27 protein-coding genes are annotated in these 19,292 nt (G+C 65.3%); 15 read left to right on the top strand and 12 right to left on the bottom strand.

The window, feature by feature from the left end; genetic code table 11:
- Positions 1 to 44: 44 nt before the first annotated feature.
- A complete protein-coding gene (locus QA642_RS26785; protein ID WP_283079525.1) occupies positions 45 to 1,049 on the top strand; it encodes an ABC transporter substrate-binding protein in 1,005 nt (334 codons plus the stop codon).
- Between the two features lie 30 nt (positions 1,050 to 1,079).
- On the opposite strand, the gene panB is transcribed toward QA642_RS26785, so the two are convergent.
- On the bottom strand, positions 1,080 to 1,901 hold the full coding sequence (panB, locus tag QA642_RS26780) for a 3-methyl-2-oxobutanoate hydroxymethyltransferase (protein WP_283079524.1): 822 nt from the start codon (positions 1,899 to 1,901) through the stop codon (positions 1,080 to 1,082).
- Between the two features lie 404 nt (positions 1,902 to 2,305).
- On the opposite strand from panB, the gene minC reads away from it, so the two are divergent.
- The 4 genes from minC (at position 2,306) to QA642_RS26760 (ending at position 4,496) form a co-directional block, all read left to right on the top strand.
- On the top strand, positions 2,306 to 3,004 hold the full coding sequence (gene minC, locus QA642_RS26775) for a septum site-determining protein MinC (RefSeq protein ID WP_283079523.1): 699 nt from the start codon (positions 2,306 to 2,308) through the stop codon (positions 3,002 to 3,004).
- 21 nt (positions 3,005 to 3,025) lie between these two features.
- Entirely contained in the window at positions 3,026 to 3,841 is an 816-nt protein-coding gene (gene minD, locus QA642_RS26770) for a septum site-determining protein MinD (RefSeq protein ID WP_283079522.1), read from the top strand.
- On the top strand, positions 3,838 to 4,119 hold the full coding sequence (minE, locus tag QA642_RS26765) for a cell division topological specificity factor MinE (protein WP_283079521.1): 282 nt from the start codon (positions 3,838 to 3,840) through the stop codon (positions 4,117 to 4,119). The genes minD and minE overlap by 4 nt, the downstream gene beginning before the upstream one ends.
- Positions 4,120 to 4,310: 191 nt before the next feature.
- A complete protein-coding gene (locus QA642_RS26760) occupies positions 4,311 to 4,496 on the top strand; it encodes a hypothetical protein (protein WP_283079520.1) in 186 nt (61 codons plus the stop codon).
- A gap of 16 nt (positions 4,497 to 4,512) precedes the next feature.
- Here QA642_RS26760 and QA642_RS26755 read toward each other — a convergent pair whose 3' ends face one another.
- The 3 genes from QA642_RS26755 to QA642_RS26745 all read right to left on the bottom strand — a co-directional run bounded on the left by QA642_RS26755 (position 4,513) and on the right by QA642_RS26745 (position 6,471).
- Positions 4,513 to 4,764, bottom strand: coding sequence for a hypothetical protein (locus QA642_RS26755; protein ID WP_283079519.1), 252 nt, complete (start codon positions 4,762 to 4,764; stop codon positions 4,513 to 4,515).
- A 95-nt stretch (positions 4,765 to 4,859) separates the two neighbouring features.
- The gene (locus QA642_RS26750) at positions 4,860 to 5,990 is read right to left on the bottom strand and encodes a hypothetical protein (protein WP_283079518.1); all 1,131 of its coding nucleotides are present in this window, start codon (positions 5,988 to 5,990) and stop codon (positions 4,860 to 4,862) included.
- Between the two features lie 88 nt (positions 5,991 to 6,078).
- Positions 6,079 to 6,471, bottom strand: coding sequence for a hypothetical protein (locus QA642_RS26745; RefSeq protein ID WP_027557742.1), 393 nt, complete (start codon positions 6,469 to 6,471; stop codon positions 6,079 to 6,081).
- A 132-nt stretch (positions 6,472 to 6,603) separates the two neighbouring features.
- On the opposite strand from QA642_RS26745, the gene QA642_RS26740 reads away from it, so the two are divergent.
- The gene (locus QA642_RS26740) at positions 6,604 to 7,389 is read left to right on the top strand and encodes an SDR family oxidoreductase (RefSeq protein WP_283079517.1); all 786 of its coding nucleotides are present in this window, start codon (positions 6,604 to 6,606) and stop codon (positions 7,387 to 7,389) included.
- On the opposite strand, the gene QA642_RS26735 is transcribed toward QA642_RS26740, so the two are convergent.
- Positions 7,386 to 7,616, bottom strand: coding sequence for a hypothetical protein (locus QA642_RS26735; RefSeq protein WP_283079516.1), 231 nt, complete (start codon positions 7,614 to 7,616; stop codon positions 7,386 to 7,388). The genes QA642_RS26740 and QA642_RS26735 overlap by 4 nt on opposite strands.
- A gap of 420 nt (positions 7,617 to 8,036) precedes the next feature.
- On the bottom strand, positions 8,037 to 9,047 hold the full coding sequence (locus QA642_RS26730; protein ID WP_283079515.1) for a hypothetical protein: 1,011 nt from the start codon (positions 9,045 to 9,047) through the stop codon (positions 8,037 to 8,039).
- 277 nt (positions 9,048 to 9,324) lie between these two features.
- On the opposite strand from QA642_RS26730, the gene QA642_RS26725 reads away from it, so the two are divergent.
- Positions 9,325 to 9,978, top strand: a complete 654-nt coding sequence (locus tag QA642_RS26725) for a L,D-transpeptidase (RefSeq protein ID WP_283079514.1) — start codon at positions 9,325 to 9,327, stop codon at positions 9,976 to 9,978.
- Between the two features lie 146 nt (positions 9,979 to 10,124).
- Positions 10,125 to 10,322: a hypothetical protein gene (locus QA642_RS26720; RefSeq protein ID WP_283079513.1), complete on the top strand. Its 198-nt coding sequence runs from the start codon at positions 10,125 to 10,127 to the stop codon at positions 10,320 to 10,322.
- Between the two features lie 18 nt (positions 10,323 to 10,340).
- Here the strand turns inward: QA642_RS26720 and QA642_RS26715 are convergent, their stop codons facing one another.
- Positions 10,341 to 10,775, bottom strand: a complete 435-nt coding sequence (locus QA642_RS26715) for a hypothetical protein (RefSeq protein ID WP_283079512.1) — start codon at positions 10,773 to 10,775, stop codon at positions 10,341 to 10,343.
- 133 nt (positions 10,776 to 10,908) lie between these two features.
- Positions 10,909 to 11,373 carry a MarR family transcriptional regulator gene (locus QA642_RS26710; RefSeq protein WP_283079511.1) on the bottom strand — a complete coding sequence of 155 codons (465 nt, stop codon included), beginning with the start codon at positions 11,371 to 11,373 and terminating at the stop codon, positions 10,909 to 10,911.
- A gap of 103 nt (positions 11,374 to 11,476) precedes the next feature.
- On the opposite strand from QA642_RS26710, the gene QA642_RS26705 reads away from it, so the two are divergent.
- From QA642_RS26705 to QA642_RS26695, 3 genes are all read left to right on the top strand, one after another.
- Positions 11,477 to 13,399, top strand: coding sequence for an FAD-binding monooxygenase (locus QA642_RS26705; RefSeq protein ID WP_283079510.1), 1,923 nt, complete (start codon positions 11,477 to 11,479; stop codon positions 13,397 to 13,399).
- 152 nt (positions 13,400 to 13,551) lie between these two features.
- Positions 13,552 to 14,544: an SH3 domain-containing protein gene (locus QA642_RS26700; protein WP_283079509.1), complete on the top strand. Its 993-nt coding sequence runs from the start codon at positions 13,552 to 13,554 to the stop codon at positions 14,542 to 14,544.
- Between the two features lie 169 nt (positions 14,545 to 14,713).
- Positions 14,714 to 14,992, top strand: coding sequence for a hypothetical protein (locus QA642_RS26695; RefSeq protein WP_283079508.1), 279 nt, complete (start codon positions 14,714 to 14,716; stop codon positions 14,990 to 14,992).
- Positions 14,993 to 15,007: 15 nt separating this feature from the next.
- Here the strand turns inward: QA642_RS26695 and QA642_RS26690 are convergent, their stop codons facing one another.
- Complete coding sequence (locus QA642_RS26690; RefSeq protein WP_283079507.1) at positions 15,008 to 15,289, bottom strand: DUF3551 domain-containing protein; 282 nt, start codon at positions 15,287 to 15,289, stop codon at positions 15,008 to 15,010.
- 140 nt (positions 15,290 to 15,429) lie between these two features.
- On the opposite strand from QA642_RS26690, the gene QA642_RS26685 reads away from it, so the two are divergent.
- Both QA642_RS26685 and QA642_RS26680 read left to right on the top strand, forming a co-directional pair.
- Positions 15,430 to 15,609 carry a hypothetical protein gene (locus tag QA642_RS26685; protein WP_283079506.1) on the top strand — a complete coding sequence of 60 codons (180 nt, stop codon included), beginning with the start codon at positions 15,430 to 15,432 and terminating at the stop codon, positions 15,607 to 15,609.
- 72 nt (positions 15,610 to 15,681) lie between these two features.
- The gene (locus QA642_RS26680) at positions 15,682 to 16,002 is read left to right on the top strand and encodes a hypothetical protein (protein WP_283079505.1); all 321 of its coding nucleotides are present in this window, start codon (positions 15,682 to 15,684) and stop codon (positions 16,000 to 16,002) included.
- Positions 16,003 to 16,017: 15 nt separating this feature from the next.
- Here the strand turns inward: QA642_RS26680 and QA642_RS26675 are convergent, their stop codons facing one another.
- From QA642_RS26675 to QA642_RS26665, 3 genes are all read right to left on the bottom strand, one after another.
- The gene (locus tag QA642_RS26675) at positions 16,018 to 16,587 is read right to left on the bottom strand and encodes a TetR family transcriptional regulator (protein ID WP_283086984.1); all 570 of its coding nucleotides are present in this window, start codon (positions 16,585 to 16,587) and stop codon (positions 16,018 to 16,020) included.
- The gene (locus QA642_RS26670; protein ID WP_283079504.1) at positions 16,587 to 16,931 is read right to left on the bottom strand and encodes a multidrug efflux SMR transporter; all 345 of its coding nucleotides are present in this window, start codon (positions 16,929 to 16,931) and stop codon (positions 16,587 to 16,589) included. The genes QA642_RS26675 and QA642_RS26670 overlap by 1 nt, the downstream gene beginning before the upstream one ends.
- A gap of 186 nt (positions 16,932 to 17,117) precedes the next feature.
- Entirely contained in the window at positions 17,118 to 17,783 is a 666-nt protein-coding gene (locus QA642_RS26665; RefSeq protein ID WP_283079503.1) for a class I SAM-dependent methyltransferase, read from the bottom strand.
- Positions 17,784 to 17,880: 97 nt separating this feature from the next.
- Here QA642_RS26665 and QA642_RS26660 point away from each other — a divergent pair, with 97 nt between their 5' ends.
- Together QA642_RS26660 and QA642_RS26655 are read left to right on the top strand one after the other, a co-directional pair.
- Positions 17,881 to 18,525, top strand: a complete 645-nt coding sequence (locus tag QA642_RS26660) for a TetR family transcriptional regulator (protein WP_283079502.1) — start codon at positions 17,881 to 17,883, stop codon at positions 18,523 to 18,525.
- An 88-nt stretch (positions 18,526 to 18,613) separates the two neighbouring features.
- Positions 18,614 to 19,255, top strand: a complete 642-nt coding sequence (locus tag QA642_RS26655; protein WP_283079501.1) for an FMN-binding negative transcriptional regulator — start codon at positions 18,614 to 18,616, stop codon at positions 19,253 to 19,255.
- Positions 19,256 to 19,292 lie beyond the last annotated feature (37 nt).

Below are 19,292 nucleotides of genomic sequence, written 5' to 3'. Positions count from 1 at the left end.
TGGGGAGAGCGACAAGCCGGGTCGCGGGCACAGGGAGAGATGCGATGAAGCGTTTGCAGGCGGCTGTTGTGGCGCTGGTGCTCGGTCTGCCGGCGGTGCCGGCCAGCGCGGGCGAGGCGGTCAATCTGATCCTGAACTGGACGCCGACGGCCGACCATTCGCCGTTCTATTACGCCAAGGCGCGGGGCTGGTACGAGAAGGCCGGCATCGACCTCACCATCGAGGTCGGCAAGGGCTCCGGCGTCTCCGCCGCCAAGGTCGGCTCCGGCGGCTCGCCCTTCGGCATCGCCGATCTCGCCACCATGCTGGTCGCCAAGAGCAAGGGCGCCGACGACGTCGCGCTGATGAGCATCTACGCCAACACCGGGCAGACCTTCTACTGGCTGAAGAGCTACGGCGTAAACGGCGTGAAGGACTTTCCGAACCACAAGATCGGCAATCCGCCCGGCGATGCCTCGCGCGTGATGTGGCCGGCCTTCGCCAAGGCCGCGGGCATCGCCCCTGACTCCGTCAGCTTCGTCAATATCGGGCCGACCGCGAAGATCGCTGGGCTCAAGAGCCACACCGTCGACATCATCAGCGATTTCTACAACGAGCACGATCTGAAGGTGATCGAGTTCGGACAGGACCTCGGCTACGTCAACTGGAAGGACATCGGGCTCAACCCGTACGGCAATTCGCTGATCGTCAACGGCGCTTACCTCCAGAAGAATCCAAAGCTGGTCGAGGACTTCGTGCGCATCTCGCAGAAGGCCTTCGCGGCCTGCGTCGCCGACGTCTCGCCGTGCCTGAAGGCGCTGCTCGATCAGGTCTCCGGCCTCGACAAGGAGAACCAGGAGCGCCAGTGGGAGCGCATCAAATTCCTGATGACCGACGAGTTCACCACGACCAAGGGGCTCGGCTGGATCGACGGCGAACGGATGAAGAAGGACTACGAGCTGGTCCAGACTTATCTCGGCATGGAGAAGCCGTTCGACGTGACGACGGCGTTTTCGACCAAGATGCTGGATCCGAGCATCAAGATGGATGCGAGCAAGGTGAAGAAGTAGGGCACGCGGCCTGATGGCGGCCGCGCGTCGTCAGCTTTTTTTCATGTCGTACACGTGTTCGGGCCCGGGAAAGGCGCGCGAGCGCACGTCGGCGGCATACGCTTCGATCGCGGCTTCGATGGCCGGACCGAGATTGCCGTAGCGCCGGACGAATTTCGGCGTTCGCGGCGATAGCCCCAGCATGTCCTCGAGCACGAGCACCTGGCCGTCGCACGCCGCGCTCGCGCCGATGCCGATCGTCGGGATTGCAATCGCCTCGGTGATCTTGCGCGCCAGCGGTTCGGCCACGGCCTCGACGACGACCGAGAATGCACCGGCATCGGTGACCGCCTTGGCATCGTCCTCGATCGGGCCCCAGTCCACCTCGTTGCGCCCCTGGGCGCGAAACGAGCCGAGGGTGTTGATGGATTGCGGAGTGAGGCCGATATGACCCATCACCGGGATGCCGCGCCCGGACAGGAATGCGATCGTCTCGGCCATGCGGCCGCCGCCTTCGAGCTTCACCGCGCCGCATTGGGTTTCCTTCATGATCCGGACCGCGGAGTTGAACGCCTGCTCTTTGGAGGCCTCATACGATCCGAACGGCATATCGACCACGACCAGCGCCTGCCTGGATCCGCGCATCACCGCCGCGCCCTGGAGGATCATCATGTCGAGCGTAACAGGCACCGTCGTCTCGAAGCCGTGCATGACGTTGCCAAGGGAATCGCCGACCAGAATGACGTCGCAATGCCGGTCCACCAGCGCTGCCGTATGCGCATGGTAGGACGTCAGCATGACGATCGGCTCGCCACGCTTGCGGGCCCGAATGTCCGGCGCGGTCTTCCGCCTGATGGACGACTGGATTGACATGCTCGGGCTCCATATCCGGGGGGAGGCGGATCGAAGCCAGATGCCATTGGCATGTCAATGCGGGATGATTGACGTTGCGATCAAAATGGACGCGAGCAAAGGTGAAGGAAGAGGGGGCAGCGCCCGCCCCACACACCGGTGTCATGCCCCGGCTTGACCGAGGCATCCAATACGCCGCGGCTTCTCAACTGACCCACAACCGTCTCGGAGTACTGGATCGCCCGGTCGAGCCGGGCGATGACAGTGGCGTGCTGGGCGAGGGCGTCCGTCCAACGCTCGCCCGGGGCCCTGCCGGTCATCGCAGCGCAGCTCGCCCCCACGTAACCCCACAGCGGAATTAACCAGCCATTAACCAAATCGGCCGCATCGTTAACTATTCAATAACGGGGAACGAGTCGGCCGTCATGGAGGCTGCAGCAAAAGTCCAACGCCAAATGGTGCGCCTGCGCGGGCGCTCCTATGTGGCCTTCGTGTTCGTGCCGACGGTTCCGATTCAGGACTGGCTGCAGGAGATCGATACCACGATCGCCCGCTCGCCGGGCTTCTTCGTCGGCCGGCCGGTGGTGGTGGACCTGTCCTCGGTCGACCTTAGCCAGTCCGGCATCGGCCATCTACTCACCAGCCTTCAGGACCGCAACATCCGCGTGCTCGGCATCGAGGGCGTGGACGAATCGCGGCTGACGCCGGCGATGCCGCCGCTGCTCTCGGGCGGGCGCAGCTGCGTGGTCGAGCCGAGCGCGCCGAAGAAGCCTGAGGCGAAGGCCGATGCCAAGCCGACCTCGCTGCTGCTCGAGGCGCCCGTGCGCTCCGGCCAGACCGTGATCTTTCCCGAAGGCGACGTCACCATTCTCGGCTCGGTCGGTTCCGGTGCCGAGGTCGTCGCCGGCGGCTCCATTCACATCTATGGCGCGCTGCGCGGCCGCGCCATGGCGGGCGTCAATGGGCACAAGAGCGCGCGGATTTATTGTCAGAAGATCGAGGCCGAACTGCTTGCAATTGATGGGTTTTACCAGACTGCGGACGACATCGATGCCGCCTTGCGCGGCAAGCCGGCGCAGGCCTGGCTGCAGGGGAATACCATGCGAATTACAGCACTGAACTGACCAGCAAAGGAGACATTTCAGATGAGTAAGGTACTGGTCGTGACGTCAGGCAAGGGCGGGGTCGGCAAGACTACGACGACCGCCGCGCTAGGGGCTGCGCTCGCGCAACGTGGCGACAAGGTCGTCGTCGTCGATTTCGACGTCGGCCTGCGCAACCTCGACCTTGTGATGGGCGCCGAACGCCGCGTGGTGTTCGACCTCATCAACGTGGTGCAGGGCGTCGCGAAACTCCCGCAGGCGCTGATCAAGGACAAGCGGCTCGATAACCTCTGGCTGCTGCCGGCCTCGCAGACGCGCGACAAGGACGCGCTGACCGAAGAGGGGGTGGGCAAGGTCATCGCCGAGCTGCGCAGCCGCTTCGACTGGGTGATCTGCGACAGCCCGGCCGGCATCGAGCGCGGCGCCTCCATGGCGATGCGCTTCGCGGACGAGGCCGTGATCGTGACCAATCCGGAGGTCTCCTCGGTGCGCGATTCCGACCGCATCATCGGCATGCTCGATTCCAAGACCGTGCGGGCCGAGAAGGGCGAGCGCGTCGAGAAGCACATTCTCATCACGCGCTACGATGCCTCCCGCGCCGCGCGCGGCGAGATGCTGACGATCGACGACATCCTGGAAATCCTCGCAACGCCCTTGCTCGGCATCATCCCCGAGAGCCAGGACGTGTTGAAGGCCTCCAACGTCGGCACGCCGGTGACGCTCTCGAACGCGGATGGTGCGCCGGCGCGGGCCTATATGGACGCGGCCAAGCGCCTCTGCGGTGAGAGCGTGACGATGCATGTTCCCGCCGAGCGCAGGCGTCTGATGGATCGCCTGCTGCGACGGAGGGCTGCATGAGCATGGGTCTGCTTCGACTTCTTCGCGGCAAGAAAGCCTCCGCACCGGTCGCCCGCGAACGGTTGCAGATCCTGCTTGCGCATGAACGCGGACTGCGCGGCCAGCCCGATCTGCTCGGTGTGCTGCGTGAGGAAATCCTCGCCGTCGTTTCCAGGCATGTCACGCTGGATCCGACCAAGGTCATCGTCCGGCTCGAGCGCGGCGACGAGGTCTCGACCCTGGAGGTCGATATCGAGGTGCCCAACGATATCGAGCGCAAGAGGGTCGCCGTCGGGTAGGGGACCTGACGAAGGCTGCCAACCTTGGCGTACTTGGGGTGGGTGAACAGGCGGTCCGCCGGGCATGGCGGGCCGCCTTTGTTGTTGTGTGGATGTGGACCGGCGCGGAACGAGGGCGGCGGCTCGATCGTTGTCAGAGACCGCGGAGCGCCGAGCCAGGCGCCGCGGTTTCCTGAAATAGGAGAGCGCCCATGATGTCCGAGGTCCAGGTCCACACCATCGCGCGCCAGATGCTGGAAAAGCACGGCTTCGCTGCGATTGCGAAGGCCGCCGAGCAGGCCCAGGCCTGCGAGGGCCGCGGCGAGGCCGATGAGGCCAACGAATGGCGCCACATCGAGGCCGCCATGAAGATCATGCGCGGCCCTACCCAGGGCTGACCGCGGAAACGGCCGGTCAGCGCTCCTCGTGATCCGGTCCTTGTGCCGGGGCGCGGTGTTGCGTCTGCGGCTGGGCGCGCTCGCCGGTTTCCTTGCAGGGCAGCTGCTCCCACGATCCGTCCGCTGCCTGCTGATAGGCGCTGCACGATGACGACGGGGCCGATTTGTCCTCGCCTTTCTGGGCTTCGGTATTCTTCGCCGGTGCCGGGGCAGTCAGCACGGAGCCGGCCATGAGAGCTCCGGCGAAAACGAGGTTGGCAATTCGCATGCGGTGCTCCTGTTCGAAGCAGGCCGCATGCTGGTGACGATTGTGACGAATATTTGCCAACGCGGCGGTTCCACGCCGCGATGCTTAACGGCGCCTCATCGTCCGGCGAGCTCGATGGCAATGGCGTTGCGCCTGGCGCAGGCGCGCAGCCAGCCGATCACGCCCGGGTGCACCGAGAACTCGTAATTGTCCTCGATCGTCTTGGCCTTGATCGCCAGGACCGAACCCGTCTCGATCGCTTCGGCCAACGCGGCCCCATGCTGCGGGAATAGACCGATCTCGTCGGGGCCCTCGACCTGCGCGGAGAACGCCTCGAACGGCGCATTGCCGATTCTCAGCGTCGCCTCGATGGCCTGGCCTTCCGGCCGGTTGAGCTTGGAATCCTTCAGCATCATGGTCAGCCCCTTCGCGCGGCTGACGATCAGGAATATCCCGAGACGGCGTTGCGGCGCGGGCGCGTCCGTGCCGATGAGATAGCGCCGGCGGATGAAGCAGGCGACGATCGCCCCGTCGCCGTTGCGCAGCTCGGATGCATCCCAGCCTTCGATCTTCTGCTTGTCCTCGATCCCGGGCGGGCCGGCCGGCGTCTGCTGCATCACCGCGACCTTCGGCGAGCGCGGCAGCGCCGCCGGCAGCTCCGGCGCATCGGGATCGGTCGGCTTGTCGATCGCGATGTCAAAGGTCTTGCCGCATTGCTTCAGCCAGCTCAGCGCATCCGCCGGCAGATTGAGTGCGATCGGTCCGGAATCGACGCCGGCCCCGTCCGAGCGCAGCGTGACGTCCCGCGCCTTGCCGAGTGCCGCCAGCATGCCCTCGGCATCGCCCGGATGCAGCGCGAAGGCGTTGCCGACCGGGAAGCCGATCGCGGGGAAGCTGCGGCCGTCGATGACGATCTCGGCCTGGTCGTCCAGCACGCGTTCGCTCGGCATGCCGTCATCCATCAACATGAGGGAGAGGCCCGAGCCGCGGCTGATGTTGAGGGCGAAGGCGGTGTCGACCTTGCCGCCCGCCTTGCTGCGTTGCCTCGGCGCAATCAGCACGCATTGCCTCACCTTGCCGTCAGGGCCGATCTGGGGCAGGGCGCTCCATACCCCTTGCGGAAAGCGCACTTGCTTGCCGGCGACCGGATTGTCCGCGGTCGCGGCAAAAGCGGGGAGGGCCAAATTGGCGGCGACGAGTGCCGCAAGCGCCGCCATCCGGCGCGTCCAAAGCATATCGGCAGACATGGCCCCTCTCGCATTGTCCTCAGCTCGAAGCATTGGACTCGGAGGGGCGCGCCAAGGTTCACCGGCAAAGCCGGGCCGCCGAGGGCGGCTAGCCGCCCTTGCTGCGGATCAGGCCGGCGAGATTGGTCTTCTGTGCCTCGCACCAGCCGGGCATGCCGAGGCGGCGCTGATCCATGTCGGTTGCCTGCGTCGCCACCGCGACCTCGGCCATTAGATCGTCGTCCTGCTTCTCGCCCATCTTGCCGCCAGTGTGCATCCAGGCGATCGCCTTGCGCACCTTCTCGGTGGTGCCGTCGGGCAGCTGCATCTGCTGTGCCTTCTGCACGAGGTCCTGATAAACGAGATCCGTGCCTGGGCATTCGACCTTGGCGGCGAAGGCCTGCAGGACCATCGTCACATAGGTCGAGCGGACTGGCGCATCGCCCGCTTGGGCCGGCGCGGCGATCAACAACAGGCCTGCGATCAGAAAACCGGTGCGCATTCTTGGGTATCCTCCTCGATTTTTTTGGGAGGCTAGCGTCAGGCGGGCCGCTCCGCAATGGTGCCGGGACGTAATTGTGGCGCCTCGATGCGGTGCGCTATCGTAGCGGATATCCCGGCCACGGAGAGCGACATGAGCCTGTTCAGCACCCCGTTCGATCCCGCCCACGATATCGCGCTCGTCACCGGCGCCGGTAACGGCATCGGCCGCGCGATCGCGCTGGCCCTGGTCGGCGAGGGCGTCCGGACCATGTTCGCCGATGTGAGCGCGGAGCGGGTGAGTGCCGCGATCGGCGCGAGCAGCTCGCCTGAGCTGGCGGTGCCCTGGGTCGGCGATCTCGCGAAGCTCGAGGCTTGCGACGAGCTGCTGGCCTCAGCGCATGCCGCGCTGGGCGATGTCACGCATTTCGTGCACAGCGCCTCGCCGCCGCGGCGCGAGGCCGATCATGCGCTCGCGGTCGACCGCAGGACGTGGCAGGAGATGCACGCCGTCAATCTCGACGCCGGCTTTCATCTGGCGCGCGAACTTGCAAAACGGTTGATCGCGGCGAAGCGGCCCGGCTCGTTCCTGTTCCTCACCTCGCTGCATGCAGGCACGCCGCGCAACCTGCCGCATTATTCGACGACGAAGGCGGGGATGGCGATGCTGGTGAAGGAGCTCGCGAAGACCTTTGGTCGTCACAACATCCGCGTCAACGCGCTGGTGCCCGGCGCGATCGCGGCAGGCGGATTCGTTGCCGATGCCTCGCTGGCGAAACACATTCCACTTGGGCGTCTCGGCGAAGCAAATGACCTCGCGCCGATGGCGCTCACAGTGCTCTCGAACAAGCTGTCAGCCTATGTCACTGGCGCAGCGTTCGTCGTCGACGGCGGATTGTCGCTGACGAACTGGTTCGAAGCGCCGGTGCTGGAAGATTAGCGCTGCCAGGCCGGCACAGGATCGAGCGGCGTGCGATAGACCTCGTTGTGGTCGCGATCGGTGACGCGCACCGCGCAGCCCCTCTGCTGCAGCTCCGGCTTCACCTGCGACAGCTCGCATGCGAGCTGAACGGCGCGATCCGAAGCGACCTCGATGTCTTCGAGGATGATTCCGCCCTGGTTCTTGAACTCTTCACCAACCACGAGATCGAAGGAGTAGTATGGCATCCGAATTCTCCGGTGTGACGACCCAAATTCCCAAAAGGAAGCCTTCGACGGAAGTCTTCACAACATGCTGGATCGTACCACTGAGTCGATATTTATCGGATGAACAAGCCGCACAATCTCTGTGCCTAAGGCGCAGAAATGATGAGCAATGAACGGCATCGTTAAGATTTTATTAAATATGTCCGCGTGATCATGAAGCATGGAATTGCAGCAGAACCGGGCTCCGGGAACCGGCAGCTGCAAGAGAAGGCCGGCGGCATAGATCCCGACGGCCTTTTCTCTTGAAGGAAGCTTTCGTCGTGAACTTGCTTCACGAAAGCGTCCTTGGCGAAGACGAGTCAGCATCGCTTCCCGTAATCACCCGGACTCAACGCATCGCATCGACTCGGACAGCGTGCAGAGACGCTGACTGGTGTTCGTCTAGTGCACCGGCATCGGCGGACGCACGACTGGTCCGTCGTCATCGGCAACAGCCTGCGTCGTCGTCACGGGCGCGACCGGCGGCGGTGCCGCGGCTGCCTGTGATGGCGGCGGCGGTGGCGCGAGCGGTGCGGGCGAGTAGGGCGGCATGTAGGTGCGCGACACGACCGGCTTCGGTTTGCGAACCGGCGGCGGTGCGGGCCGCGGCGGAATCGCAGACACGCGTGCGCGCGGATCGACTGGCTTGACCTCGGCCACGGGCTTCGGCACTGGCGGCTTGGTCATCTCGCGGGCCAGCTGCTCCTGGCCGGCCTTCAACTCGGCGATGGTCGTCTTGAGCTGCTCGATCTGCTGCGCCATCGCGGCCATGTCGCGCGTCATCGACTCCATCGATTGCGTCGCATCGGGCTGCGTTGCTGCGGTGGCGGCCGTAGGTTGAGCCGGAGGCGGCGAGGCAGATTGATCGGCGGTTTGATCGATCGCCGTAGGCGGGGCCTCAACTGCCGCGGGCGGGGCGGCCTGTGCAGCGGCGACCGGCGCCGTCTGCGGTGTCGAAGGCAGCAGCTGCGATGTCGAAGGCAGCAGCGAGGCCAATGCCGGTGTCCATTGCGCGAGCATCTGCCTTGCGGTGTCGCCGTGCTGCTCCCAGGCGATCGCGGCCGCCGCGCTGCCGCCCGCAAACAGAAATGCGACAGATGCGCCGCGCAACCATGTGCCGACTGCGGATCGCTTCCGCCGGCCGTGACCATCGCCGGCCTCGACGCGCACCGCGGTGTCGACCGACGGGGCCGCAGCTTGGGGCCCGTAGACGATGCTGATCTTTTGCTCCGGCGCGAACTTCGGCTCCGGGCGAGTCGCGATGTCAGGCGCCAGCGTCGGAGAAACGCTGATGGGGCGTGAAGCCAGCACCATATCCGGCGAAATCTGAACCGCATCGTGCGGATCGTTGTCCTTGATCGTGTCCTTCACGATCTCATCGACGATTTGCTTGCTGTTCAGCGTCGCGAGCATCGCAGCTCCTTTGAAGCGCTCTTCGTCCGCATTGGCGCGAGCCGATTCGTTGAGGTGAGCCCATTCCCAAGTCCCATGACGCACGAGTCCAGCCGGGTTTGACCAAAGCAAGGCGAGGGGGTGGAGATGATGCGGCGCTCTTCCGCCGTTTGTGGTGATGGAACCCGGTCGATTGAACACGCGCAATTGTTCCCGGTCTGCCTTGTTTTCAGCACGATTTGGGCAGCATCTGGAGCGGCTGGGGGCGCTGCTGCTATCTGCTATCGGGGGGCCGGTGGTGCCAAAATCTCTGATCACTTTGCTCGTCGTTGCCTTGCTGCCGCTTGGCGGCTGCGTGCAGACGACGCTCTCGCCATCGACGGATGCGAGCATGACGTTGCGCGACCGGCAGTTGCTCGCGCACACGCCTTACGCGCAGGCCAGTGTGCCTGAGCAATATCTGCGTCACATCGTCGACTATCCACGCAAGGAGCAGCCGGGCACGATCCTGGTCGATACCGACGCGCGCTATCTCTATTACGTGCTGCCCGACGGCAAGGCGATCCGCTACGGCGTCGCGGTCGGCGAGGAGGCGATGGCCTTCTCCGGCGTCGCGCGCGTCGGGCGTCTCGCGGAATGGCCGGACTGGGTGCCGACCGCAGAAATCCAGGCGCGGCTCGGGCCGTATCCGGCGCGCGTTCGCGGCGGGCCCGCCAATCCGCTGGGCGCGCGCGGCATCTATCTCTATGTCGGCAACAAGGACACGCTCTACCGAATCCACGGCACCAACCAGCCCGAATATATCGGGCAGGCGATCTCGTCCGGCTGCATCCGGATGCGCAATGAGGACGTGATCGATCTCTACGACCGGGTGAAGCTCAATTCGACCGTCGTGGTGTTGCCGCCGGGCCAGAACGCGAGGGTCGAGGCGGGGCCCAGCTGGCACGGGTAAGGCGCGGGATTCTGCGCGTAGCGGTCGCGGCGCTCACTCAAGCGTGAAGGCGCGCGCGATCGGCGCTTCGTCCAGAGTGAAATACCTCACAGTCTTTTTGCTGCGGTTGCGTTATGCCCCGATGGCTCGTTGCCATCGGAGGCATCATGCAGAAATTCTTTCATCCATTGAATGAGACTGACCGCCGTGTTGTCCGGAAGTGGCGGCTCGCGACACTCGGCTTTTATGGATCGCTCCTGGCCGGCATGGCGCTCTTTGTGGCCATGCATTGGAATGCGGAGGTGAATTACGCCTCGGTCGATTCCAGCGTGCACGCGAAAACGGTCAGCACGCCGGGGCGCTGATCCGTCTGCCGCCGCTCCTTACTCGTCAGGCCGCGCGATGCGCCATTGCAGCGTCGTGGCGTTGCCGTTGGCATCGCCCGGCGCCTTGTCGGCGGGTGACGTATAGAGCGGGCGATAGCGGTACGCCCACATCTTGCTGCCGTCGTTGCGGCTGATCACGGTGAAGTCGCCGACGGCCTTGGCGTCGGCCGTTGCCTGCAGCGGCACCCAGCTCTCGGTGCACTTGCCGTTGCAGTTCGAGGTCTTCCCGGTGGTGTCGCGCTCGTACGTGTAGAGCGTCATGCCCTTGAGATCGACGAGCTTGGGACCCTGCTTGGTCAGGACCACCTTCGCTGGTGCGCTGGTTGCCTCGGGCTTCGGCGGAGAAGGGGCATCGCCGCCGCCATGGCCGTTCGCGAGCGCAGGGACGGTCGAGAGCGCAACCGCCGCGGCAAAAATGACCAATCTGCGCATTCCAAGCTCCCAACCGGCAAAGTTAATCGCGCGTAAAGCGCCGAATGTTGCCGACGGTAGCAGCCGAAGGTTAGTTCCAGGTTTCGCACGCCTGCGGCAATTACGGACAAACGACGGGACCAAAAACCCCGGATTATGCGTGGGTCTCGCGCAGCGGGGCGCGGCTGAGCTCGTTGCCGGCCGCGATGGCCTTGCGCAGCAGTCGCACCAGCTCGTCGCCTTCTTTCGCGGTGAGGCCCCGCAGCATGATGCGCTGGGCCTCCTCCACCGCCGGCGTGATCCTGCGCAGCGTGCGCCGGCCCTCGTCCGTGATCTCGAGCTCGCGGGCGCGGCGATCGCGCGGACTGGCGCGGCGCTCGGCAAGACCCTTCTGCACCAAGCGGTCGATCACGCCGGTGATGGTGGTGCGGTCGTAGGCGATGAGGCCGGCGAGCGTCACCTGGTCGAGCCCCGGATTGGCCTTGATGGTCGCGAGTGCGGCGTATTGCACCGGCGTGAGGTCGAAGCCGGCATCGCCGACCTCCGCCAGGAACACCGCCACCGCGATCTGCTGGAACCGGCGCGCCAGATGCCCGGGCATGTCGTCGTGGTCTTTCACCGTATTCTCCGTTCGGGGCAGGAAAGGCAGGACGTTGACAAGTATACTGATAGTCAGCATACTGATCAATATCCAAACAGAACGTTTGCCGGGAGAGGTGCTCATGCAATTCCATCTCAATGGATTTCAGCCGGGCGATCCTGAGATCGCCGATCCCGCCGAGCGCATTCAGGCTTCGGGCGCGCCGGGCGCCGTGCCTGACGAGGTCGATGTGCTCATCGTCGGCTGCGGCCCTGCGGGCCTGACGCTCGCCGCGCAGCTTGCGCAATTCCCTGACATCAAGACCTGCATCGTCGAGCAGAAGCCGGGACGCCTGCTGGTCGGGCAGGCCGACGGCGTCGCCTGCCGCACCATGGAGATGTTCCATGCCTACGGCTTCAGCGAGCGCGTGCTGAAGGAGGCCTATTGGGTCAACGAGACCACGTTCTGGAAGCCCGACGAGCGGGCGCCGGAAAAGATCGTCCGCAGCGGAAGGGTGCAGGACGTCGAGGACGGCCTGTCCGAATTCCCGCACGTCATCCTCAACCAGGCGCGCATCCATGACGGCTTTCTCGACGTCATGCGCAGATCGCCGGCCAAGCTCGAGCCGCATTACAGCCGCCGCCTGCTCGATCTCGCGGTCGATCCGGCCGCGGGCCCGGCCGATCATGCCGTAACCGTGCGCCTCGAACGCGTCGATGCCGCGAACGAAGGGACGATCGAGACCATCAAGGCGCGCTACGTCGTCGGCTGCGACGGCGCGCGCAGCACGGTGCGCAAGTCGATCGGCCGCGAGCTGCATGGCGATTCCGCCAATCACGCCTGGGGCGTGATGGACGTGCTGGCGGTGACCGACTTTCCCGACATCCGCTTCAAGGCGCTGATCCAGTCGGCGAAGGACGGCAGCCTGCTGATCATTCCGCGCGAGGGCGGTTACATGGTGCGCCTCTATGTCGAGCTTGCCAAGCTCGACATCGGCGAACGTGTCGCCAACCGCAACATCACCGCCGATGACGTGATCGCGAAAGCGCAGCGGATCCTGAAGCCGCATACGCTCGAGGTGAAGGAGATCGCGTGGTGGTCGGTCTACGAGATCGGCCAGCGCCTCACCGACAAGTTCGACGACGTGCCGGAGGCAGAGATCGAGAGCCGCCTGCCGCGCATCTTCATCGCCGGCGATGCCTGCCATACCCACAGCCCGAAGGCCGGGCAGGGCATGAACGTCTCGATGCAGGACGCCTTCAATCTCGGCTGGAAGCTCGCCGCCGTGCTGCGGAAGCAATGTGCGCCACACCTGCTACATTCCTATTCGGCGGAACGGCAAGCGGTTGCGAAGGAGCTGATCGACTTCGACCGCGAATGGGCGGGGATCCTGGCGTCCGCCGCGAAAGCCGGCGGCGCCGATGCAGCCAAGACGCAGGACTATTTTGTCCGGCACGGCCGCTACACCGCGGGCACGGCGACGCATTACAGGCCATCGATCCTCACCGGCGCGGCGTCGCATCAGCGACTCGCCGAAGGCATCGTCATCGGCAAGCGTTTTCACTCTGCGCCGGTGATCCGGCTGGGAGACGCCAAGCCGGTGCATCTCGGCCATGCCGCGCAGGCGGATGGTCGCTTCCGAATCTACGCGTTTTCTCCCGCGGAAGATCCGGCGGCCGCGGGCTCAGCCATTCGCGCGCTGTGCAATTTCCTCACCAGCGCGAAAGAGTCGCCAGTGCGGCGCTATACGCCTGCTGGCGCCGACATCGACAGCGTGATCGATCTGCGCGCGGTGTTTCAGCAAGATCATCGCGCGCTCGCGATCGAAGCGATGCCGCCGCTGCTGCTCCCGCGCAAAGGCCGCTATGGTCTCATCGACTACGAGAAGATGTTCTGTCCGGACCTCAAGAGTGGCCAGGACGTGTTCGCCATGCGTGGCATCGACCGGAAGGCCGGCTGTATGGTGGTGGTGCGGCCGGACCAGTATGTCTCGACCGTGCTGCCGCTCGATGATTTTGCTGCGCTTGCGTCGTACTTCGACGGCTTCATGCTGCAGGCGAGCTGATGCCAAGCAGCGCTTGCCAGCGCTGTGCCGATGAACGACGAATGAATATTGAACCGCGTGCGGCCCGCATCTCAATCTTTTAGATGATGCAGCGACCGCGCGCGGAACGCTCGTTTCAATGGCGCGTTCGGCCTTGAGAGGAGGAATACGCCATGAGACTGAAAAGCGTTTTGGTTGCAGCATTGCTGCTCGCCCCGACGGCCGCGCTGGCCGCGCCGGGCATCGTCACCGTCTCGACCGGCCTGCGCGCCGGTCCGGGTTCGGGCTTTCCCCTGGTCGATCGCATCCCCGAGGGTGCCCGCGTCAACATCCATGGCTGCCTGCGCGGCAATGCCTGGTGCGACGTGAGCTTCTCGGACGATCGCGGCTGGGTGTCGTCGCAATATCTCGAATATCTCTACCGCAATCATTACGTCTATCTCCCCGATTATGTCGACGAGATCGACGTGCCCGTCGTCCCCTTCGTGCTGACCTCGTACTGGTCGAGCTATTATGAGGGGCGGCCGTGGTATCGCCGCCACGCCTACTGGAATAATTACTGGACCTCGCACCAGCGCCTCGCGACACGGATGACGATCGATCCGCGTGCGGCCCGCATCGGCCGCACGGCGACGCGCGATGCCGCGGTCGCGCTGGGACGTGAGGGTGTGCACGCCAGGGCTAGTGTCAGGAGCGATGCCGCGGTCTCCGGGCGCGACGCCGCAATCACACGCCATGATGCCGCCATCGGCAGACGCGACGCGGCGGTGACGACGGACCGGGCTCGCGCCGGGCGAAGTGAGCGCTTTGCGCATGAGCGGGCCAATATGCCGAGCCGCAATCCGCGCGATGCGCAAGCGCGCATGATGCATGAGCAGGCGGCGGGCCGCGCCGCGGTGCATGCGCAGCCGATGGCACGCGCGCACGAAGCGCCGCGCGTGTCGGCGGCGCCGTCGGCCCGGCCGGCGATGCCGCACGTGGCTCAGCCGAACGTAAGTCATGGCGCGCCGATGAATGCCCATGCGCAGATGCCGGCGCCGCGCGCGGCAGCGCCTGCGATGCCGCATGCCGGCGGCGGCGGTGCCCCGCACATCAATGCTGCTCCTGCTCCGCATGGCGGTGGCGCGCCGGCCGGCGGCCCCGGTGGCGGTCATCAAAAGCATTAGCATTGCGACGAAAGCCCGGCCCTCGCGCCGGGCTTTCCGTTTGGATTGGGGCGAGTTCCCTGCGCGTACAATTTAAGAAAGTTCTTCGCGGGCAGATTTCATCGATCGTAAGATGTGTACCCAAAGATGTCGGCATCCACTCGGGGCAGCGGGGCACGGGAGGATGACGATGAGACAGAGCCAGGCGGAAACGCGCCGCCAAAATGTCGCGAAGCGTTCGATGACCAAGAAGGCCAAGCAGCTGGCCGGCCTGATCGCCGGACTGCGCAAATCCCTTGACGGGATTCACAAGGAGCGGGCGAGCTCCAAGCTCACTGGCGCCGAGATCGGCATGCTCGACGAGCGTCGCAACAATCTGCTGCTCACCATCGCAGCCCTGGATGATCGCCTCTCGGCGGTGCAGGGGCTGATCGATCTCGGCCGCCCTCACGTGATCCGCGTGCACTGAGCGGATTGCAGGCGCTTAGCGGTTCCGTCGCGGCGGCGATGGGCCCGGGCCCGGCTGGCGATCTTGCATAGCATAGGGATTGGCGTAGCACTGGGCGGACTGCCCGGATGCGGTCGCCGCGCATTGTGCCATCGACATGAAACTGCAAGCGATGGAACTGCCGTCGAGGGTATAGACCTCGATGCAGACCGGATAACGCGGATCGTAGGTCTGCGCCTCGGCCGGCAATCCCGCGCCAAGCAGGCTCACGACAAGCAAGCTCGCGACAAGCAGAATCGCGTTTTTGACGCCTGACATGATCAACCTTCTTCGTTCAGGCAGGACCCAGGCACAATGCTGCCGTGGTTGGCACCAAATTGCCACGCTCCCGGCGAATTGCCGCCAAAGCCCGCTGCCACGAGGGGAACGGGTGGCAGGGCAACGCAAGGGGATGCGCATTGGCCTATAAGATGGTCGCAGAACGCGACAACGAGAAGTGCAGTTTTGCCCGCGAGAGCCGGTTGTTGATCGTGGCGAAGGCGAAGGTGTGGGCGAGCGAGGGATGGCAGGTTGTCATCACCGACCAGGACGGCAAGTCATATACTCCGCCCGAATTCGATCAGTTGTTGGCGGCGTGACCGCGCGACGGGGCTAGGGGACCAGACTTGATTTCGCTATTCCGACCGGGGCGCGAGATAATCGCGCCCTTGATGACTCTCACAGTCGCCGCCGCACTGACAGCGACGGTCGCGTCCGCACAGAATCTTGACGCCGGCAAATCGCCCGCAAAACTCTTTGCGGACGGCTGCGCGACGTGCCATCGCAGCCCGCGGGGATTGGCGAAGGGTCGCTTCAGTGTGACTCTCGCCTGGTTCCTGAAGGACCATTACGCAACCAGCCCGGACTCCGCCAGGGCGCTCGCGGCCTATCTGGAATCCGTCGATGGGCCGCCGTCAAGCGCCGCGGGCAAGCATCGCGCAAAGCCTTCCAAGCTGGTGTCGCGTCCGCCAAAGCCGGTTCAGAGCCCGTAGCCCGGCTGGAGTGCGCTAGGTGCGCCGATAGGTCTGCGCGATCAGGCGATCGTGCACGGCGCGAAGGTCGGCGTTGATCCGCGTTTGTCCCGTCGTGACATAGGACAGCCAGGCGCCGTCGGCGGCGAGGCGGACGACATGGAGCTCGGGGGTTGCGTCAGTCGCGCGATGGCGCTTCAGGCGCGCCTTCATCCAGTCGTTCCAGAGCCGGCGCAATGACGGATCGGTGACGACGACCATGCTCAGCGCGGCCCAGGGCGTTGCGAAGCCGAACGCCTTGCCGGTGAACACCGCATTGACATAGGCGCGCGTGAAGCTGCCGCGCGGCTTGGGATCGGCCTCGATGGCGGCGTCGATCTCGGCATCCACGCGGGAGAGGAGGTCGGCGAACAGCCCCTCGATCAGCGCCTGCTTGCTGCCGAAATGATGAAATAGTCCGCCTTTGGTGACGCCGGCCGCCGCCGCCACCGCCTGCACAGTGACGCCCGGCACGCCATGGTCCATGGCGATCGCCGCGGCGCAGTCGAGCAGGGCGCGCCGCACCTGCTCGGGCTGCTTGGCGCGGGTGTAGGCGCTTTCCGCCATCAATGCACCGTGGTCTCCGAGAACAGGTTGATCACCACGACCCCCGATACGATGAGCGCGATGCCGACAAAGGCCGCGGCGTCCAGCATCTGGCGGAACAGCACGAACGAGACAGTGGCGGTCAGGATGATGCCGACGCCGCCCCAGATCGCATAGGCGATGCTGAGGGGAATGACCCGGATTGCCACCGACAGCGCGTAGAACGAGGCCACGTAGAACAGCACCATGGCCAGCGTCGGCCAGGGTCGCGTGAACTGCGCGGACTGCTGGAGGAAGGCGGACGCCGTGACCTCGAACACGATGGCGAGGGCAAGCGCTGCGTAGGCATTGAAGGCGGAGGTCATGGGCAATCGGGTGGTTTCCGGGTCGAAAGATACCGCGCGGTAGGTATGTTTAGCACGCAGGACGTAGCTTTTGGCTGCACGACTTATCACGTGTGAGTGACGCGCCTGCGACAGGCGTGGATCACGGCACGAAGCCGCCGCACGGCGTGCGGCGGCTTCGGATGGTCGTAGCGGCTCCGGCTCGCGCTAGTTGATCCGCACGGAGAGTTCGACGTCGTCGGCAAAGGCTGTGGACATGTAGCCGCTGCCGGACCTGCGCACGCGTGCGAGGTAGTCGGGGCTGAAGTCGGCATTGTCGGCGACGACGATCGCGCCCGGCCTGAGATGGCCTTCGACCAGATCCAGGATCTCCGGGTAGAGCGCCTTGGCGCCGTCGAGCAGCACGAGATCGATCGTCTCGGGCAGATCCGTGCGAAGCGTCTTCAGCGCATCGCCCTCGCGGATTTCGACGAGATCGATCAGCCCGCCGGCCGACAGGTTCTCCCGTGCCCGCGCAGCCTTGGAGGGCTCGAACTCGCTGGTGATGAGGCGGCCGCCGCCATTGTCGCGCAAGCCCGCGGCAAGGTGCAGGGTCGAGAGTCCGAACGAGGTGCCGAACTCGACGATCGCCTTGGCGCGGGAGCCGCGCGTCAGCATGTAGAGCAGCATGCCGGTCTCGCGCGACACCGCGAGCGGTGCGTCCTTCAGCCGGCCATAGAGCTCGGCGTAATCGGTCTTGCTCCGCATCATCCGCGCCCGGTCGGCATCAGACAGGTCGGCGAAAGCGGCTTGCGTCGTGCCGCTTGCGGCGTCGGCCTCGAGGAACAGGCGGTCCAGCAGCGGCGCAAGCGATGTGATGATCGGGGTGGTCATTCGAGGTCTCCGGGATCGGTGGGAAAGCGCATGCTTGCGCGGAGCCTGAAATACGACTAATTCGTCGCATTTCCTATTCGCATTGCCCGGGCATGCCATGGCCGATCGTCGAAGCCGTTCAGTTTCCTCACGAAAACAGCCGCAACAGGCCCGTTCCAACGAGCTCGTGGCGGCCATTCTGGATGCCGCTGTTCAGGTCCTGGCGAAGGAAGGGGCGCAGCGTTTCACCACGGCGCGGGTAGCGGAGCGGGCCGGGGTGAGCGTCGGGTCGCTCTACCAATACTTTCCGAACAAGGCGGCGATCCTGTTCCGCCTCCAGAGCGACGAGTGGCGGCGCACGAGCGAAATGCTGCGCGGCATTCTCGAAGACCGGGCGAGGCCGCCTCTGGCGCGGCTGCGTGCGCTGGTCCATGCCTTCATCCGCTCCGAGTGCGAGGAGGCTGCGATCCGCACGGCGCTTAGCGATGCCGCGCCGCTCTATCGCGACGCGCCCGAGGCGCAGGACGCGCGGGCCGCGGGCGAGGGCATCGTCGCGGCCTTCATGCGGGAGGCGCTGCCCAAGGCCTCGGATGCGACACGTATCCTCGCTGGCGAGCTGGTCAAGACGACATTGAGCGAGGTCGGCAAGCGGTTTTCGGAGACACTGCGCAGCGAGGCCGAGATCGCGCATCATGCCGACGGGTTGGCCGACATGTTCTGCGCCTATCTCGCGGAGCTCGCACGCGGCCGGGATCATTCCTGACATCCGCATTTGCGGACCAATATCGTTTCGGAGTCCGGGGCATGATGGGTTAGCCTCGCATCGTCCTTCGTCCAGTCCGAGCGCCGCCATGCATGTCCTCCGTCCCCAATTCCGCATCGAGGAGCAGCGCGCGCTGGAATTTGCCGGGGAGCGCGGCTTCGGTATGATCGTGGCGGCGGATGAGCGCGGACCACGCGCCTCGCACGTGCCGTTCGTGCTGCATCGGCGCGAGGGGCGCGCGATCGTGCAGATTCACTTTACGGCGAAGAATCCGCTGGTCGCGCTGGCGGATGGCTCGCGGCGCTTCCTGCTGATCGTTGCCGGCGACGACGCCTACATCTCGAACGACTGGTATGCTTCGCGCGACAACGTCTCGACCTGGCTCTACGAGGCCGTGCACCTGTCGGGCGTGGCGCAGTTGCGCGGGCTCGATGAGAACCGCGGACATGGCGATGCGCTGCTGGCGGTCTCCGAGGCGCGGCTTCCGAAACAGCCCTGGGACCTCGCTCAGATGGAAGGTGGCAAGCGCGAGAGCATGCTGGCTGCGATCCGCGTCGTCGATCTCGTGGTGGACCAGATCGAGGGACAGGCCAAGCTCAATCAGCACAAACCCGATGCGGACCATGTCGCGGTGGCAAACCAGCTGGCGCGGTCGGAGGAGAGCGGACACCGGCGGCTGGCACGGAAGATGCGGGCGCTGCGGCCGGAGCTCGGGTATGAGGTCCCATAGCTTGCCACATCCAGCTTTTGACCGTACGGACCTCCGC

It is taken from the genome of Bradyrhizobium sp. CB2312 (genome assembly GCF_029714425.1).
In the GTDB taxonomy this organism is placed as follows: domain Bacteria; phylum Pseudomonadota; class Alphaproteobacteria; order Rhizobiales; family Xanthobacteraceae; genus Bradyrhizobium.
The sequence above is the reverse complement of the archived record's forward strand: the minus strand, read 5'-3'. Positions and strand labels throughout refer to the sequence as shown.